Below are 17,846 nucleotides of genomic sequence, written 5' to 3'. Positions count from 1 at the left end.
GGTCCCCCCGTGTGGACGCAGGTGGTAACTGGGGGCCCGGGCTTGCAATGATGGACCCATGAACAGGCATGCTCCCGAACAGGACATCAATGAAGATGACCTGCAAATCCACCCGCCCAAGAAGGCTGCGGCAGGCCTCAAGGCTGTCACTGTCGCCCTTGAAAGGGGCTACTCCCAGGCTGGAGTAGCCCGCACGGTCCGCTCCATGCTCAGGGTCAACCAGCATGATGGCTTTGATTGCCCGGGCTGCGCCTGGCCGGAATCCATCACCGGACGTCGCAGTCCCGCGGAATTCTGTGAGAACGGCGCCAAGGCAATCGCTGAGGAAAGCACCACACGGACGGTCGGCGCAGATTTCTGGGCAGCACATTCCATTGCCGAACTTGAGGACAAGACCGAATATTGGTTGGGGAGCCAAGGGCGGATCGCCGAGCCGGTAGTCCTCAAACCTGGGGATACCCACTATTCCCCGATCAGCTGGACTGAAGCCTTTGCCTTGATCGGGGAGCATATCAATGCCACCACACCCGATCGCTGTGTTTTCTACACGTCCGGCCGCACGGCCAACGAGACCGCGTTCATGTACCAGTTGTTTGCCCGCAGCATCGGAACCAACAACCTTCCGGACTGCTCCAACATGTGCCATGAGTCCTCGGGCAGCGCGCTGAACCCGACCATCGGAATCGGCAAGGGAACGGTTTCGCTGGAGGACATCCACCACGCCGAACTGGTGTTCGTGGTGGGCCAGAACCCCGGGACCAACCATCCTCGCATGTTGTCCGCTCTGCGTGACTGCAAGAACAACGGCGGAAAGATCGTGGCCGTGAACCCGCTTCCGGAAGCCGGGCTGCTGAACTTCAAGGACCCCCAGTCTCTCAACGGCGTGATCGGCGGCGGCACTACGATCGCGGATGAGTTCCTCAAGATCAAGGTCGGTGGCGACCTCGCGTTGTTCCAGGCACTGGGCCACCTGCTCCTGGAGGAAGAGAAGCGGAACCCGGGAACGATCGTCGACCAGTCATTTATCGGAAAGCAGACCGAGGGCTTCGACGCGTACGCCAAGGCACGGTCCCAGCTGGACTGGGAGGAAACCGAGCGCGCAACCGGCTTGTCCCGCAAGGAGATCGTCACTGTGGCCGGGTTGATGGCCAAGTCAAAGGCAACCATTATTTGCTGGGCGCTGGGCTTGACCCAGCAGCCGCACTCCGTGGATACGCTGAAGGAGATCATCAACCTGCTGCTGCTCCAAGGCAACTTCGGCAAGCGGGGAGCCGGCGCCTGCCCGGTACGTGGCCACTCCAACGTGCAGGGCGATCGCACCATGGGTATTTGGGAGAAGCCGGGCGAAACGTTCCTTGCCGCGCTGGACAAGGAGTTTGGGTTCCAGATGCCTCGAGCGCATGGATATGACTCTGTGGAGACCCAGCACGCCCTGGAAAACGGAGAGGTGGATGTTTTCGTGTCCATGGGTGGAAACTTTGCCGCAGCCGGTTCTGACACCGCAGCATTGGAAGCAGGGCTCAAGACCGCCGGGCTGACCGTCCACATCTCCACCAAACCGAACCGTGCCCACGTGGTGCACGGGAAGACATCCCTGATCCTGCCCACATTGGGACGCACGGACACGGACGACAAACACCCCAAGGGCAAGCAGTTTCTCTCCGTAGAGGACTCAATGTCGGTCATCCACAAGACGCAGGGCAGGCTGGCTCCGATCTCAGAGCACCTCCTGAGCGAACCCGTGATCGTGGCCCGCATGGCGCAAGCGACACTTGGGGATGACCACGGCGTGGACTGGCGCGCCATGGCAGAGGATTATGACGTGATCCGGGACCACATCTCACGTGTTATCCCGGGGTTCGAGGACTTCAACGCCAGGGTCCGGACGAAGAACGGTTTTGTCCTCCCGAACCCGCCACGGGATACCCGTACCTTCGCCACTGATATCGGCAAAGCACGGTTCTCGGTAAGTCCGCTGGAGTATCTTGAAGCTCCAGAGGGCCATTTGATCCTGCAGACGGTGCGCAGCCACGACCAATACAACACCACGTTCTATGGCCTTGATGACCGCTACCGCGGGGTCTCGGACGCCCGCAGGGTGATCCTGGTCCACGAGGAAGACATCGCTGGCCTGGGTTTCAAGGACCGTGACCTGGTGGATGTCATTTCCACCTTTGCGGGCACGGAGCGGCGAGCCAATAAGTTCCGGCTGATCTCATATCCCACGGCCAAGGGCTGCGCTGCCGCCTACTTCCCGGAGGCCAACGCCCTGGTGCACCGCGAGCTTGTGGCCCGCGAATCGAACACGCCCGGCTACAAGGCCATGACTGTACGGTTCGTAAAACACCCAGAGGAGAACGGATCCTGACATGGGACGTGTGACCCAGCGCCGAAAGCTGCATAAGTTCGTCCTGGACGGATCGCCCCAGGCCCTGGAACACCCTGTCCGTTACAAGGAAGACGTCCTGGCGGTCGAGGAGCCCCTGGAGATCCGTCTTGGTGAAATGTCCTTCTCGGTGACCATGCGCACCCCTGGAGACGACTTCGATCTGGTGGCCGGGTTCCTTGTCTCGGAGGGCATCATCTGGGAGCCGGGGCAACTGGTATCCGAGCGTTTCTGCGCAGGGGAGGACGAGGACGGCGTACAGACCTTCAACGTCGTGGACGCACAGCTGCGGCCCGACGTCGAACGTCCGGACACCGGCCGTAACGTCTACACTTCAAGCTCCTGCGGCATTTGCGGTACCGACTCGATCGACGCCGTCCGGAAGTCCTCACGTCATAGTCCCCAGGACGATGACGTGACGATCCCCGTAAGAGCACTGGCTGCCCTCCCGGACCGGTTGCGTGAGGCGCAGGCGGTCTTCGCCAAAACCGGTGGCGTCCATGCCGCGGGTCTTTTCAGGATTCACGACGACGGTACTTCCGAGCTGCTGTGCCTGCGGGAAGACGTGGGGCGCCACAACGCCGTGGACAAAGTGGTGGGTTGGGCTTTGCGGGCAGGCAAGCTGCCACTGAAAGGAACAGTTCTTCAGGTATCCGGCCGGGCATCTTTCGAGCTCGTCCAGAAAGCTGCCATGGCAGGCATTCCCGTCCTTGCGGCCGTCAGCGCTCCATCAAGCCTCGCTGCCGAGCTGGCGGACGAAACCGGTATCACCTTGGTGGGCTTCAGTCGTGGTGCGAGCCTGAACGTGTACGCGGGCAGGGACAGGATCGTAGGGGTAGAGGCTGGCTAAGGGCCCCATTGGTTGTGGATAGTCCTCGATCACTTGGCTATTGAGCTGGAACAACGTAGATTTTATCCATCGATTGGAATCGCTGTGTCCTCTAATAATGCCGTCCATAAAGTGCCGGCTCGCCAGCCGGCCATGACGCTTTGCCACCAGCCAATGCCTAAGGGGATTTAATTGCACGACGACCGCCGGATCACTGAACAGCGTCTCGATCGATTCGTTCGGGAACGCCTTCTTCCGGCCATTTACGGCAGGTCCGTCCCGCTGCAGCTCAGCAGCTGGGACGCGCCTGGAGAACCCGTGCCCGCAGCGGAGGCCATGCGCCAGCTCTTCACGCCCCAGGAGCCGGGCGCACCTTGGGGTAAGCCATGGAGCACTAAATGGCTCCGGCTCCAGGGTGAAGTTCCAGAAGGCTGGGGTTCAGCCAAGGGGACGGCGGTGGAAATCATCGTGGACCTCGGTTTCAACAGCGACGTGCCGGGGTTCCAATGCGAAGGCACGGCCTGGCACGCCGATGCCAGCATCATCAAAGCGATCTCACCGCGTAATTATCACGTTCCGCTGAAGCTGCTCGGCGGCGGATTGTCCGTGGATTTCTATGTGGAAGCGGCAGCCAACCCGGATGTGTCGCAGGGCTGGTCATTTGCGCCTACTCCTTTGGGGGACAAAGCGACCTCCGGCGACGAACCCCGGTATCGTCTGGGCCGGATTGCCATTGCCGAACTCAACGAGACGGTGTGGGAACTCAACCAGGACGTTTGGACGTTGAGCGGGCTCATGCACGAGCTCCCCATGGACCTGCCGCGCCGCCACGAAATCCTGCGGGCCTTGGAACGGATGCTGGACATCATGGATCCGGACGACGTCGCGGGAACGGCTGCCGCAGGCCGCGAGGCATTGGCAGAAGTGCTGAGCCGGCCCGCCTATGCTTCGGCCCACGAACTCCTGGCTACCGGTCATGCGCACATCGACTCCGCGTGGTTGTGGCCTGTCCGTGAAACCATCCGCAAGTGTGCCCGCACCTTCTCCAACGTGGTGGCCCTCATGGACGAGGACCCGGACTTCATCTTCTCGTGCTCCTCAGCCCAGCAGATGGCCTGGATCAAGGAATTCTTCCCTGAGCTCTTTGTCCGCATCCGGGAAAAAGTCCGGGCCGGGCAGTTCGTTCCCGTCGGTGGGATGTGGGTTGAATCGGACACCAACATGCCCGGTGGCGAGGCCATGGCGCGCCAGTTCGTGGAAGGCAAGAGTTTCTTCTTGAAGGAATTCGATGTGGAGTGCCAGGAAGCATGGCTGCCCGATTCCTTCGGTTACTCGGGAGCGCTGCCACAAATCGTCAAGTCCGCGGGTTTGCGATGGTTCCTTACGCAGAAGATTTCGTGGAACAAGGTGAACCGGATGCCACACCATACCTTCACGTGGGAAGGCATCGATGGCACACGGTTGTTCACCCATTTCCCGCCGGTGGACACGTATAACGCTGAGCTCCATGCCCGAGAACTTGCGCATGCGGAACGCAACTACCGTGACCACGGCCGCGGCACCATGTCGCTGGTTCCCTTCGGTTATGGCGATGGCGGCGGTGGTCCCACACGCGAGATGGTGGCGGCTGCACACCGCACGGCGGATCTTGAAGGTTCCCCCAAGGTCCGCATGGGCACGGCCAAGGACTTCTTCACGGCGGCCGAGGCCGAGTACCGCAACCTCCCGGTGTGGGTGGGCGAGATGTACTTGGAGATGCACCGCGGAACGTACACCAGCCAGGCGAAGACCAAGCGGGGCAACCGGCGCAGCGAGCACCTCCTGCGCGAGGCAGAACTGTGGTGCTCCACGGCTGCAGTGCGCCTGGGCGACCTCTACTCCTATCCCGAAACGGAGCTCAAGAGGCTGTGGCGGTTGGTGCTCCTGCAGCAATTCCACGACATCCTGCCCGGCAGTTCCATCGCCTGGGTCCACCAGGACGCCGAGCGGAATTACGAAGCGATCGCCCGCGATCTCGAGGCCATCATCGGCCAGGCCGCTCAGGCACTCGTTGGCCAAGGAGACAGGCAGTTCCTGCTCAATGCGGCCCCACATAAGCGGACTGGCGTGCCGGCACTTGCAGCCGCGGAAACCGTGAAGCCGGAGGCAGTTGTTGATGCCAGGGAAAAGGATGGCGGGTACATCCTGGACAACGGAATCATCCGCGCTGTCGTGGACAGTGACGGCTTGTTGACCTCACTCATGGACTATTCCACCGGCCGCGAGGCGATGGTGCCCGGTCAGCCCGGCAACCTGCTTGAGCTGTTCAGGGATACTCCGAATGAATGGGACGCCTGGGACATCGAGGAGTTCTACCGGCGCAACGTCACCAAAGTGACCCAGGCGGAAACCATCGATCTTGAGCGCACGGAGGCAGGCGCCGTCGTGGTGGTCAAGCGTACGGTTGGTGCCTCCACCATCACGCAACGGATCACGCTCGACGCCGGTGCGGAGTCGCTGGGGATCTCCACCACAGTGGACTGGCAAGAACGCGAAAAGATGCTCAAGATCGCCTTCCCACTGGATGTCCGGGCGGACCGTTCGGCCTCCGAGACCCAGTTCGGCCATGTGTTCCGGCCGACCCACACGAACACATCATGGGATGCTGCGAAGTTCGAGATCTGCGCCCATCGCTGGATCCACGTTGCAGAGCCAGGTTATGGCGTGGCCGTCAGCAACTCCTCCAGCTATGGGCACGACGTCACCAGGGCTGTTCGCGGAGACGGGGGGACGACCACCACCGTCCGTGTCTCGCTGTTGCGCTCCGCCAGGTACCCGGACCCCGAAGCAGACCGCGGCGAGCACACACTTGAACTGTCCGTCAGGCCTGGAGCCGGGATCGGGGATGCCGTGGAGGAGGGCTACCGCACCAACCTGAAGCCCCGCTATGTCACTGGCAGCAAGCCAGTGGAACCCCTGCTGTCCGTGTCCAACCCTGCCTTGGTAGTGGAGGCGGTGAAGCTGGCTGAGGATGGCTCCGGAGACGTCATTGTGCGTCTTTACGAATCCCTGGGACAACGCTCAGCCGGTGTTGTCAGGGCCAATTTTGAAACTCATGGTGTCCTGGCCACGGACCTGCTGGAACGCCCGGTAGAGGCTCCTGGAGTGGCTGTGGGGCAGGACGCAGCCGAGCTGGTCCTGCGCCCGTTCCAATTGGTCACGTTGCGGTTCGCCCGATAAAGGCTGGCCAGCGCCAAGGGGTTTAGACGTCGTGTTGCAGCCGCTTCACGAACAACTTGGTCCGTTCCTGCCGGGGTGCACGCAGCACCTCGGCAGCAGGGCCGCGCTCCACTACAACGCCGCCATCCATGAAGATAACCTCGTCCGCCACATGCTGGGCGAAGGCCAACTCGTGGGTCACGATCACCATGGTCCAGCCTTCCTCGGCGAGTTCCTTGATGACGCCCAGGACGTCTCCGACGAGCTCGGGATCCAAGGCCGAGGTGGGCTCGTCAAACAACAGCAGTTGAGGCTGGAGCGCCAGGGCGCGGACGATGCCCACGCGCTGCTGCTGTCCGCCTGAGAGCTCGAACGGATAGGCGTCCCGCTTATCAGCCAGCCCCACCCGCTCCAGCAATCGTTCGGCTTCGGCGATGGCCTCTGCCTTGGGGCGCTTCTGGACCTGGACGGGGCCTTCGATGATGTTCTTCAAGACAGTCATGTGCGGGAACAAGTTGTAGTGCTGGAACACCATGGCACTGCGGTCCCTCAGCGCTGCGATCTCCTTCTTGCCCACTTTGGTGCCGAAGTCGATCGAGAGGCCATCGGAGGTCTCGCTCCCCGAGCCGGAGGCCGAGCCCGAGCCCGGGCCCCGGCCGGTGCCGCCAAAGGTGACAGTACCGGCGTCGGGGATTTCAAGGCCGTTAAGCGAACGCAAAACAGTAGTCTTGCCCGAACCTGAGGGACCGATCAGGGCCACCACCTGGCCGCGCCGGATGTCGATATCGATGTCGCGGAGCACCACATTGCTGCCGAAGGCTTTCGCGAGGTTCCGGGCCTTCAGGACTGAGGTGACGCGTGGTTCGCGCTGTTGAGGTGCATCAGTGGGCGACATAGCGGTCCAATCTCCGTTCCACAGCGGACTGCGCAGTGGAAAGGACCAGGCAGATGACCCAGTAGACCAGGGCTGCCTGCAGGTACAGGGCCATGAACTCCTGGCTGAACGCAGCGATTTGCTGGGCATTGCGGAAGAGTTCAGTAACCAGGATGAGTGAAGCGAGCGAGGTGTCCTTAACCAGGGAAATGAACGTGTTGGACAACGGTGGAACGGACACGCGTGCCGCTTGCGGAAGGATGATGCGCACCAGCGTTTGGGGGTGGGACATCCCGATGGTGTGGCCGGCTTCCCACTGTCCCTTGGGCACCGAAAGTATCGCAGCCCGGATGATCTCGGCAGCGTAGCCGCCCACGTTCAAGGAGAATGCGATGATGGCGCTCGGCCAGGGATCCAGGCGGATGCCAATGCTGGGAAGGCCGAAGAAAATCACGAACAGCTGCACCAGCAGGGGAGTACCACGGATAACCGAGACGTAGAAGCGACCTATGCCGGACAGCAGCCAATTCGAGCTCAGCCGCAACAGCGCCACCACCAAGGCCAGCACCAGGCCAAAGGCAAAGGAGGCCAGGGTAAGGGGGATGGTGCCCGTTACGGCCCCTGTGATGATCGGCCCGAAGGAACTCCAGATGAGGTCCCAGTTCATTTATTTGGTGACGTCCGCACCGAAGTACTTTTCGGAGATCTTTGTCAGGGTTCCATCTGCCCGGAGGTCATCCAGCGCCTTGTCTACAGCCTTGGCCAGCTCCGTGGAACCCTTTCGGAATACCAGAGCGCTCTCGGTCTTGTCCGGCGCTTCGGCGGCCACCTTCAAACCGGAATCCGGGGTGGTTTTCGCGTAGTCAAGGTAAGTGAGTTTGTCGTTCACCGTTGCGTCCACGCGTCCCTGCTGTACGAGCGTGGCAGACTGGGCCCAGCCTTCAACCGCCTGAACGTTGGCGCCGGCCTCCACGGCCATTTTGTAGAAGTTGCTGGTCAGGGACTGCGCGGTGGTCTTGCCCTTGAGGTCGGCGAAGCTGTTGATGCTGGAATTGTCCTTCTTGGTCACCACAACGCCCGTAGAGACGGTGTAGGGCTTGGAGAACTCGTACTTGGCTTTGCGCTCGTCATTGATGGAGATCTGGTTGGCGATGGTATCGAACCGCTTGGCGTCCAGGCCGGCAAAAATGCCATCAAACTGTGTCTCCTGGAAGCTCGCCTTTACGCCCAGCTTTTCAGCCACGGCTTTGGCAATCTCAACGTCGTAGCCCGTCAATTCACCAGCGCCCTCGGCGTGGAAGCTGAACGGGCGGTAGGTTCCTTCCGTTGCGATGACGAGTTCGCCCTTGGATTTCACATCGGACAAAGATGTATCGCCACCCGACTGGGCTGGAGTGGAACCGCCACCGCAGGCAGAGAGTGCAAGGGCGGCGGCGGCCAGGGTAGCGGCGAAAAGAGAACGGCGGGAGCGAAGGCTGGTCATGGAGCCATCTTAGTCACGGGCCACTGCGGATTCCCGGCAGGGAGGGCTTGGAGGCCTGCGGAAGGGGTGGTTAAAAGGCTGAGTGGGGGCGGTCCCCAACAGCCCGCCACCACTCATCCCCCCAATTGTGATCACGTGGGCGCCACATTCACCGGAAACCCGTTCTCTGATTCCGGTGCCAGGCTGCAACCGCGTTCACACATTCATGATTGTGCCACGATCTAATGGTTTTGTGAAAGTCTTTACGCTGTGCGTCTTGCTTTGCGCCTGGCAAATGCCTTGGAGAACCAGATCCCAGCGAGCCCAATGGCGGTGGCCAGCACTGCGGAGTAGTTAATCAGGGAACGCAGCCACAGGTGCACCAGCGGGATCAGGGGGAAGAGTTGGGACACCAACAGCAACGCCAGGCCAATAAACAGGAGTGCCGAGGCGGCACGCAGCAATGCGGGGTAGCGGCCTACGATGGTCCGCCAGATGGCGGGCAGCAAGCAGGCTGATACGTATCCAGGATAGAAGCGACCCAGGGCCGCGTAGGCCTCCATGGATGGTCCCCAGGTCAGCCCTGTCATTCCCGCCGTGGAACCGCGCGTGTCTGTGATGACGAAGAAGAACGTGGTCAATGCCACCGTGATTCCCAGGACTGTCAGCCCCCAAGGGCCGCGAATGGCCCGTTCCGCTGACGTGGAAGCGAAACCCATGGCAATCTTGATGCCCATCAGCAGGAACGTACCGTACAGCAGGAACCGCAGGATCAGGTTGGTGACGTTGACTCCGCCGAGCAGGGCATCGATGGCAAGGTACGGCCCTTCGATGCTGAGGAGGATATCCAGGGTGATCAGCGCGAAAATGTAGAAAACCACCCGGTTCTCACCCCTGAGCAGGCTCGGAATCCGCGCGATGGTAATCGCCAGGCACACCAGCAAGGTTGCCCAAGGCAGGACAGCCGTCATCCGAGGTTCTCCCAAATTCGTTCAGTTCGTTCATGGTCTTGTTCTTGGCGGCGCAGGGTCTTGCCCAGCGCCTGAAGCCTCTCACCGGCGAGGATCACCAGTTCGCCCAAGGTCATCCGGTCCAGGGCCTCCTGCCGTCCGGTGGGGGACCAGCCGGCCTCGGCCTCGGTGATCAGCCCTCCAGCAACGAGCCCGCCCGCTGGTCCAACGCTGGCAGCCCGCGATGTTGCGATGGCCAGCTCGGGAGGTAGCCTGTTGGCGGTTAGGTGGGCTGAGAAGTTCTGTGGTGCGATGCCGGTGGCCTCGCTGACCCGGTGCCGCAACTCGCCGTCGTCGATTGCATCCACCCAGTTGCGCACCGCGGTGGGGTGCGGTGTTGGCGACAGTCCTGTGACGGAGACGGACCCCGGTTCACTGCGTTCCACTACCGCCCGCAGCAAATCCATGGTGGCAATCTGGCTCACCAGTTCATCAGGAGTGGGCGGGACGGGATCGCCCCGAAGATCTGCGTAGAGGTCAAACGTGGCCAGGGCCTGCACGGGATTGACGTGATAACCCCGGCTGATGCCGACCAGCGTGGACTCCGCCACTTTGCCGCGGACCAACTGTTGGGCCAGCGTTGTCCGTTTTATCCCGGAAATCCTGCAGACGTCCGCTGTGCTGGCGTTGGGTGCAACGCCGTGAAGCCAGCGTTGGAACGCCTTGGACGGTAAGGGCATGGAGGGCTTTCTGGGGTATTTCAAACGGGCAAGTCCGGCCTGGCCCAAAAAGGAGCCGAAGCGAAGGTACAGATTGATTTTACGCCGACGCCACATTGAATTATGCTTGATGCTTGAACCCGTTGGTCCGTACACCCCCCAAGTCCGGACCAGCGGGTTTTTCCATGCCCATGGGAATCACGGGCAGTGTGGCCGCGTTTTGGTAGACGCGAGCGCCTGTTGGCGCTGCGAGAGGAATAAGGAATGACTGCAACACTGGTGGCCAAGGATCTTGCCGGTGGTCACGGCCACCGCACGCTCTTTTCAAAGCTTTCGCTCACCGTTGCGCCCGGTGATGTGGTGGGCGTGGTCGGCGCGAACGGTGCCGGCAAATCCACGCTTCTGCGCATCCTCTCCGGCGTGGACCAGCCGCAGGAGGGGACCGTCAACCTCGCTCCGTCGGACGCCTTTGTGGGCTGGCTGCCCCAGGAACATGAGCGCACCGCCGGCGAAACCATTGCAGCGTACATTGCGCGGCGGACGGGATGTGCCCAGGCCACTGCCGAGATGGAAGCGACCGCCGAGGCCCTGGGCTCCGGGGCTCCCGGAACGGATGACGCGTACTCTCTGGCCTTTGACCGCTGGATGGCATCCGGTGCTGCGGACCTGGAGGACCGGATTCCTGCTGTCCTGGCGGATCTTGGCCTTGAGCTTGGCACCGATGCCCTCATGACGGGTCTCTCCGGCGGGCAGGCCGCCCGGGTTGCTTTGGGAGCCCTGCTGCTCAGCCGCTTCGATGTTGTCCTTCTTGATGAACCCACCAATGACCTGGACCTCGATGGCCTGGCCCGGTTGGAGGCTTTCGTGCAGGGCCTTCGCGGAGGAGTGGTTCTGGTTTCCCACGACCGTGAGTTCCTGGCGCGCTGCGTCACCACCGTAGTGGAACTGGACCTCGCCCAGAATTCCGTGGCTGTCTACGACGGCGGCTACGAAGCGTTCCTCGAAGAACGCGCCGTCGCCAAGCGCCACGCCCGCGAACGCTTCGAAGAGTTTGCCAACACCAAGGCCGATCTTGTGTCCCGCGCACGGACCCAGCGCGAGTGGAGCTCCCAGGGCGTCCGCAATGCGATGAAGAAGAACCCGGACAACGACAAAATCCGGAGGGCCGCGAGCACCGAGTCGTCCGAAAAGCAGGCACAGAAGGTCCGCCAGATGGAGTCGCGCATCGCCCGCCTCACTGAGGTGGAGGAGCCCCGCAAGGAATGGCAACTGCAGTTCAGCATCGGCCAGGCACCCCGCTCGAGTGCCGTCGTCGCAACCCTTCGTGACGTGGTGGTCCGCCAAGGCGACTTCACGCTGGGACCGGTGAACCTGCAACTCAACGGCGGTGAGCGCATCGGCATCACCGGGCCCAACGGCGCCGGTAAGTCCACACTGCTGCGCTTGCTGCTGGGCACCCGGAAACCGGACGACGGCGAGGCCTCCATGGGCGCGTCCGTCGCCATCGGCGAAATCGACCAGGCCCGCGGACTGCTCGACGGCGGACGGCAGCTTGGCGACGCCGTCGAAGCCGTGCTGGTGGACTGGAACAGTGCCGACGTCCGCACACTCCTGGCCAAGTTCGGCCTCAAAGCGGACCATACTTCACGGACCGTTCATTCGTTGTCCCCGGGAGAACGAACCCGTGCTGCGCTGGCCCTCCTGCAGGCCCGTGGGGTGAACCTGCTGGTGCTTGATGAACCCACCAACCACCTTGACCTCCCTGCGATCGAGCAACTTGAAGAAGCGCTGGAAAGCTACGAAGGCGCCCTCCTGCTGGTCACCCATGACCGGCGTCTGCTGGAGAATGTTCGGCTCGATTCGCGATGGCACCTGGAAAACGGCCGTGTCCAGGAGCTTCACCACACCCCCAGCCAGGAGAAGTAAACGATGAGCATGGATGGCGTTGCCTGGAGCTCGCTGTACAAAATCACGCGTGCCCAGAGTGGCTCACAGCCGTTCTCGAAGGAAACGCTGAAGCGCGTGCTGGGCTTTGCCGCGCCGCACAAGGGCAAGCTCATAGCCTTCGTCATTGCCTCGATCGCGGGCGCGTTCCTCGCCGTCGCCACGCCGGTGCTTGCGGGGCAGGTGGTTGACGCCATCATTGCCAAGGCAAACGTGGGCACCGTGATCTGGCTGGCCGTCCTCATCGCGGTTGTGGCTGTTGGCGAGGCTGGAGTCGGACTGGTGACCCGATGGTTGTCCTCCACCATTGGTGAGGGCGTCATCGTGGACCTCCGTACCCGCGTGTTCGACCACGTGCAGCGCATGCCCATCGCTTTCTTCACCCGGACCCGCACAGGCGCACTGGTCAGCCGCCTGAACAACGACGTCATCGGCGCACAGTCAGCCTTCGCCGGCACCCTGTCCGGCGTGGTGAGCAACGTCGTGGCGCTCGCCTTGACCCTGGTGGTCATGCTCAACACGTCCTGGCTGGTCACGGTTCTGGCCATGGTGTTGCTGCCAATCTTCCTCATACCTGCCCGGCGCATGGGTTCCAAGCTGGCAGACCTCCGCCGCGAGGCCGCCGCGCACAACGCTGCCATGGGTACGCAGATGACGGAAAGGTTCTCCGCTCCCGGCGCCACACTGGTGAAGCTCTTCGGCAGGCCGGACGAGGAATCCCGGGAATTCGCTTCCCGGGCCGGCAGGGTGCGCGATATCGGCATCCGCACTGCCATGCTCCAATTCACCTTCGTCACGGCGCTGACTTTGGTCTCTGCCTTGGCTCTGGCCCTCGTTTACGGATTGGGCGGCTGGCTCGCCCTTGGCGGCCAATTGGCGCCAGGCGACGTAGTGGTCCTGGCCCTCCTCCTGACACGTCTCTACGCTCCGCTCACCGCGCTCTCCAACGCGCGTGTGGAAATCATGAGCGCACTTGTCAGCTTCGAGCGGGTCTTCGAGATCCTGGACCTGCACCCACTCATCACGGAAAAGCCGGACGCCGTAGCTGTTCCGTCCGGACCCGTCGCTGTGGAATTCCACGACGTCCGCTTTTCCTACCCGTCGGCGGACAAGGTGTCCCTTGCCTCCCTCGAAGACGTGTCCACCCTCGACACACGCGGCGGCGAGGAAGTCCTGCACGGTGTCAGCTTCCGCGTTGAGCCGGGCCAGACGGTGGCCTTGGTTGGCTCCTCCGGCGCAGGAAAGTCCACGGTGGCCCAATTGTTGTCCCGTCTGTACGACGTCGACTCCGGAGCGGTGCGCCTGGGTGGGCGCGGACCTGGCACCGGCGTGGATGTCCGGGACCTCCGCTTTGACTCCCTGCGCGACACGCTGGGCATGGTGACCCAGGATGGCCATCTGTTCCACGAAACCATTGCATCCAACCTGCGCCTTGCCCGGCCGGATGCCACGGAAGAGGACATGTGGGAGGTACTCCGGCGGGCACGCCTGGAACCCATGATCCGGTCTCTTCCGGATGGCCTGGAAACAGTCGTTGGTGAGCGCGGATACCGGCTCTCCGGTGGGGAACGGCAAAGACTCACCATCGCCCGTTTGCTCATCAAGCAGCCGCGTGTGGTGATTCTTGATGAGGCAACCGCCGCGCTGGACTCCACCAACGAGGCCGCCGTCCAGGCGGCCTTGGGGGAAGCGCTCGAGGGGCGTACCGCCGTCGTGATTGCCCACAGGTTGTCCACTATCCGGGCCGCGGACGTGATCCTGGTGGTAGAGGACGGCAGGATCGTGGAGCGCGGCACGCACACCGAACTGCTTGTTGCCGATGGCCGCTATGCGGAGTTGTATCGGACCCAGTTCGCGGAAGCCACGGCGGTGGCTGAGGAAGCTGTTCCGGAACTCTAACGCTGTCCGCAACTAGCTCGCATTAGTGGTTGTTCTGAGCCCTCAGAACAACCACTAATGCCAGCTACTTGGGCGCCGAGAGCGCCGGCAGCACGTGATCCGTCAGCAGGGGTGCGAGGTCCTCGGGGAGGGGTGCTGTGAGGTCCAGCCACCGGATCTCGGCGATCTCGGCGGAAGGGTGCGCTTCCCAGGTTCCTGGAGCCGTGAAGACTGTGGCCTCGATGTTGGTCGCTGCCTCGTTGGCAGCCACTGCGAGCCAGGCGCCCAAGGGTTCGAGGTCTTCGGGGGCTACCTCGATGCCTACTTCCTCGAACAATTCCCGGGCTGCTGCTTCTGCCGCGGTTTCACCGGCCTCGGGTTTGCCGCCTGGATGCATGAATTTGTCCGTGCCCCGTTTGCGGACGGTCAGGAGCTGGCCCTCCTTGTTGTAAACGCACACGGCGCTTACCACGATCACATCAGTAACGCTCACGCTTGCCTCTCGACGTTCATACGGACCAGATGCGATTCCAGCAGCAGATCCTTGGCCGGACCGTGGACATCCCACGTGAAACTGAACGCATCCGGGCCTTCCCAGGTGTAGTTCACGTAATAGTCGTCGGGATCGCACCAGTGTTTGTCCTGGTTGGCTTGCGTCGCGAAGCTCATCACATGGAATGGCCGGCCATCGGGGAAGAAAACGTTCATGGAATCCGGTTCAGGGCCTGGCTTGAGGAGATATTCGCGGAACGCCGGGCCTGTGTGGGTGGGCCAGTGCATGGTTCCGTCTTCGCGGTAGTGAAGGCCATCGCCGTCGGGCTCTTCCGTGTAACGCACGACGCCGGTAAAGGTTCCGCGGGTGCCGGAGGCCCGGTCCAGGAGAGTCCGCTCCACATTCCACGTGCCGGCCAAATAGGCCCGCAAGTCCTGGATGGGCTGCTGGTGGTTCAAGTGCCCTCGATTGGAATCGAACCAACGACACCGGCTTTAGGAGAGCCGTGCTCTATCCACTGAGCTACGAGGGCCTGCGTGTCCATGGCCGGGAGTACGGTTACGGGGCTCCATGGCCGGACACGACTACAAGCATACAAGCTGCCGGGCCAGTGCCCGAACACGGCTAGGCTGGCGGTCATGAGAGGGCATGCGACAGCACGGGAAACCACCGGCACGTTCCTTCCGGACGTTCGCGCTACGCGGGCAAACATCGGCGGCTGGGCCCAGTTGAGCGTGGTCCAGTATTTCGTCGCGGAGTCTGCTGTCATCGAGGCCTGGGCCGGTCCGCAACCCTACAACAGGGCCACCGGGTTCATCAGCGATCTCGGCGCAGTATCGTGCAGCGTCTACGAGGACCGGGCAGTGTGCTCCCCTTTGCATGTGCTGATGAACGCCTCTTTTGTTGTCCAGGGCCTGGCATTGATCCTTGGTGCGGTGTTCCTGACCGCAGGGCTTTTGTGCGTGGCAGCGCGCCCGGGTGTGCATGCCCAGCGCTTCCACACCGCCACAGCCGATGACGAGCCCCGGACCCGGGTCCTGGCCAAGCCATGGATCATGGCTGTGGCCATTCGCATACTGACAGGTGTTTCCGGCCTCGGGACGGTCATCGTTGGACTGGTGCCCGAAGACGTCGGCTCCCCATGGCATTTTGCCGGCGCACTGATGTTCTTCATCGGCGGCGGCTTCGCCTTGCTTCTGCTGGGCATCCTTTGGTTCCGGCAGACGCCGATGAGCTGGTTCATAGCTGCCTGCGGCTCCCTCTGTATCGGGGCGCTCATCGTTGGCGGGATCACGGGAATGGACGTGCCGCAGCCCGGAACACTGGAACGGCTGATGGGCTACCCCGTCACCATTGGCTTGGCAACTGCCGGCCTGGTCATCGCCCAGCGCGTGCACACGGTACGAAAGGCGGCGAAGGCCCTGCGGTAATTCGGGGATTGGGACGCCAGGAGCGGAAAATCCGCTCGGGGGCCTAGTCTTGATGTGTGGGCACCAAGGATTAGTCCCTTGATCGCACAACATAGGCGCCCTGCGCCTAACAATGACCCGCTTGCCGGCGGGTTAATTGTTTTAACGAAGGGGTGGGCGGTTGGCCCACTGGTATAACACTATCGTTTTTATTGCGCCCGCTTCGTGCATCCTTGGCATCCGAAGTCAGCGGTCCGCATCACTGAACGGGTGCGCCTGCCGGGCTCCGGGACTATTCTGGCGCTATGACGACGGCGGCTGGTCCGCGCGGCGGCGACCGGGGACTTCTGCCTGACCTCGCTGGCCGGCGCGAGCTGATTGGGGGTTGGGCCGCGATCACCCTCATCCACTATTTCGTGGTGGAAGCCATTGCGATGGCTGTGTGGCAAGGCAATCCAGGTTACGATCGGCGTGCCCACGTCATCAGCGATCTGGGCGCTGCCCACTGTGGTCCGTTCAACGGTTACGAGGTGTGCTCGCCGCTTAATTGGCTGATGAATGCCTCGTTCGTCCTCCAAGGTGTTGCCATGGTGCTCGGGGCAGTGCTCCTGAGTTCAGCTGTCCTCTCAGTGGCGGCTGAACCGGGTGCCCGGGTTATCCGGCCAAGGATGGCGTCAAGCGTCGCGTCACCCGACGCCTTTCCCTGGCTTGCAGCCGGGGCAGTCAGGGTGCTGATCCTCGTGGCGGGCATCGGCCAGGCGATGGTTGGCCTCATCCCGGAAGACACTGACCTTGCGCTGCATCTGACGGGTGCGGGACTGTACTTCATCGCCGGACCTCTGTCCTTGGTGGTACTGGGCCTGGTATGGCGGGGTCACACGCAGATGTGGGGAATGGTGCTTTTGTTTGGGGTTGTTTCATTGGGAGCAACCATCTACGTGCTTGCGGTGCAGTTGCGCGTCGAGGAGCCGGGCGCCATCGAGCGCACCATGGCGTATTCGATCATCCTGGGGTTGTCCTTGGTAGGCCTGGTAGTGGCTCACCGCGTCACAAGGGAACGGAAAGCTGTCAGGGCTGTTTCGCGGTCTTCCGTCCAAGGAACACCGCCGCCACGCCGCACAGCAGGCTGATGAGGAACAGTACCCACGACGCAATGGTGACGGCGGAAGCCACGGCAACTGAACCGGCGTCGGGCGTTTCCGCAGCCAGCATCGAATCAATGGCGACGTTGGACCACAAGTGAGCCACAGCAAAAAGCAGGGGAGCGGCCCACATTGCCCAGCGCCACGACTTGCGCGCAACGTTGATGCCGATCAGCAGGAGCCAACTGAAGCCGAAGATCAGCGGAAAGAGCGTGCCGGCCGTCTTATGGACGTAGTTCAACTGGCCCCGGGCGGCCTCGTCCATCGCGACGCGAAGCTGGGCGACGTAGTCCTGGGAGAACCCACCGATCAGCGAATCCGGCATGGCCAGGCCGCCGGAAAGCTGAGTCATTTGGTTCAGCGTCAGCAAGTGCAGGTACCAGAACAGGAACAGGCTGGCCACAACACCTGCGATGACAATCAGCTTGGAGTTGCTCTGCGCCTTCTCGGGGGTCCTCCGCGTGGTGGGATTGATCACGGGTGGGAGGCTGTGATCGGGGACCACCGCCTTGGCTCCGTGCTTCTTGATGCGCTGCGCTGGTGTCTTGGCCATGTCATTCAT

At 62.4% G+C, this 17,846-nt stretch carries 15 protein-coding genes and 1 tRNA gene; 7 read left to right on the top strand and 9 right to left on the bottom strand.

Annotated features, from left to right (window positions below; translation table 11 throughout):
* The first annotated feature begins 58 nt into the window (after positions 1-58).
* The 3 genes from ACTAQJ_RS11750 (at position 59) to ACTAQJ_RS11740 (ending at position 6,434) form a co-directional block, all read left to right on the top strand.
* The gene (locus ACTAQJ_RS11750; protein ID WP_498696303.1) at positions 59-2,368 is read left to right on the top strand and encodes an FdhF/YdeP family oxidoreductase; all 2,310 of its coding nucleotides are present in this window, start codon (positions 59-61) and stop codon (positions 2,366-2,368) included.
* 1 nt (position 2,369) lies between these two features.
* Positions 2,370-3,236, top strand: coding sequence for a formate dehydrogenase accessory sulfurtransferase FdhD (gene fdhD / locus ACTAQJ_RS11745; RefSeq protein WP_431118584.1), 867 nt, complete (start codon positions 2,370-2,372; stop codon positions 3,234-3,236).
* A 171-nt stretch (positions 3,237-3,407) separates the two neighbouring features.
* Positions 3,408-6,434: an alpha-mannosidase gene (locus tag ACTAQJ_RS11740; RefSeq protein WP_498696302.1), complete on the top strand. Its 3,027-nt coding sequence runs from the start codon at positions 3,408-3,410 to the stop codon at positions 6,432-6,434.
* A 22-nt stretch (positions 6,435-6,456) separates the two neighbouring features.
* On the opposite strand, the gene ACTAQJ_RS11735 is transcribed toward ACTAQJ_RS11740, so the two are convergent.
* The 5 genes from ACTAQJ_RS11735 to ACTAQJ_RS11715 form a co-directional block, all read right to left on the bottom strand.
* A complete protein-coding gene (locus tag ACTAQJ_RS11735; protein WP_498696300.1) occupies positions 6,457-7,308 on the bottom strand; it encodes an amino acid ABC transporter ATP-binding protein in 852 nt (283 codons plus the stop codon).
* Positions 7,295-7,954: an amino acid ABC transporter permease gene (locus ACTAQJ_RS11730; protein WP_431118589.1), complete on the bottom strand. Its 660-nt coding sequence runs from the start codon at positions 7,952-7,954 to the stop codon at positions 7,295-7,297. Before ACTAQJ_RS11730 ends, ACTAQJ_RS11735 begins: the two co-directional genes overlap by 14 nt.
* Positions 7,955-8,770, bottom strand: a complete 816-nt coding sequence (locus ACTAQJ_RS11725; protein ID WP_431118591.1) for an amino acid ABC transporter substrate-binding protein — start codon at positions 8,768-8,770, stop codon at positions 7,955-7,957.
* Positions 8,771-9,012: 242 nt separating this feature from the next.
* Entirely contained in the window at positions 9,013-9,720 is a 708-nt protein-coding gene (locus ACTAQJ_RS11720; RefSeq protein ID WP_431118593.1) for a hypothetical protein, read from the bottom strand.
* Positions 9,717-10,439 carry a hypothetical protein gene (locus ACTAQJ_RS11715; protein ID WP_498696299.1) on the bottom strand — a complete coding sequence of 241 codons (723 nt, stop codon included), beginning with the start codon at positions 10,437-10,439 and terminating at the stop codon, positions 9,717-9,719. The genes ACTAQJ_RS11720 and ACTAQJ_RS11715 overlap by 4 nt, the downstream gene beginning before the upstream one ends.
* Before the next feature lie 243 nt (positions 10,440-10,682).
* On the opposite strand from ACTAQJ_RS11715, the gene ACTAQJ_RS11710 reads away from it, so the two are divergent.
* Entirely contained in the window at positions 10,683-12,344 is a 1,662-nt protein-coding gene (locus tag ACTAQJ_RS11710; RefSeq protein WP_498696298.1) for an ABC-F family ATP-binding cassette domain-containing protein, read from the top strand.
* Positions 12,345-12,347: 3 nt separating this feature from the next.
* Positions 12,348-14,261, top strand: coding sequence for an ABC transporter ATP-binding protein (locus ACTAQJ_RS11705; RefSeq protein ID WP_498696296.1), 1,914 nt, complete (start codon positions 12,348-12,350; stop codon positions 14,259-14,261).
* Positions 14,262-14,325: 64 nt separating this feature from the next.
* On the opposite strand, the gene ACTAQJ_RS11700 is transcribed toward ACTAQJ_RS11705, so the two are convergent.
* The 3 genes from ACTAQJ_RS11700 to ACTAQJ_RS11690 all read right to left on the bottom strand — a co-directional run bounded on the left by ACTAQJ_RS11700 (position 14,326) and on the right by ACTAQJ_RS11690 (position 15,265).
* On the bottom strand, positions 14,326-14,733 hold the full coding sequence (locus ACTAQJ_RS11700; protein WP_498696294.1) for an NUDIX hydrolase: 408 nt from the start codon (positions 14,731-14,733) through the stop codon (positions 14,326-14,328).
* Complete coding sequence (locus tag ACTAQJ_RS11695; RefSeq protein ID WP_498696293.1) at positions 14,730-15,191, bottom strand: DUF6314 family protein; 462 nt, start codon at positions 15,189-15,191, stop codon at positions 14,730-14,732. The genes ACTAQJ_RS11700 and ACTAQJ_RS11695 overlap by 4 nt, the downstream gene beginning before the upstream one ends.
* A 1-nt stretch (position 15,192) precedes the next feature.
* Positions 15,193-15,265, bottom strand: a tRNA-Arg gene (locus ACTAQJ_RS11690).
* Between the two features lie 106 nt (positions 15,266-15,371).
* Between ACTAQJ_RS11690 and ACTAQJ_RS11685 the strand changes: the two genes are divergently transcribed.
* Positions 15,372-16,163 (top strand): DUF998 domain-containing protein, encoded by a 792-nt coding sequence (locus tag ACTAQJ_RS11685; RefSeq protein WP_498696291.1) that lies wholly within the window; start codon positions 15,372-15,374, stop codon positions 16,161-16,163.
* A gap of 284 nt (positions 16,164-16,447) precedes the next feature.
* Positions 16,448-17,272 carry a DUF998 domain-containing protein gene (locus ACTAQJ_RS11680; RefSeq protein ID WP_498696289.1) on the top strand — a complete coding sequence of 275 codons (825 nt, stop codon included), beginning with the start codon at positions 16,448-16,450 and terminating at the stop codon, positions 17,270-17,272.
* On the opposite strand, the gene ACTAQJ_RS11675 is transcribed toward ACTAQJ_RS11680, so the two are convergent.
* Positions 17,211-17,837, bottom strand: coding sequence for a hypothetical protein (locus ACTAQJ_RS11675; RefSeq protein ID WP_498696287.1), 627 nt, complete (start codon positions 17,835-17,837; stop codon positions 17,211-17,213). The two genes, ACTAQJ_RS11680 and ACTAQJ_RS11675, sit on opposite strands and share 62 nt — an antisense overlap.
* Between the last annotated feature and the right edge of the window lie 9 nt (positions 17,838-17,846).

The organism is Arthrobacter sp. alpha11c (assembly GCF_054149985.1).
Note: the sequence above shows the minus strand (reverse complement) of the source record. Positions and strands in the feature narration are given on the sequence as shown.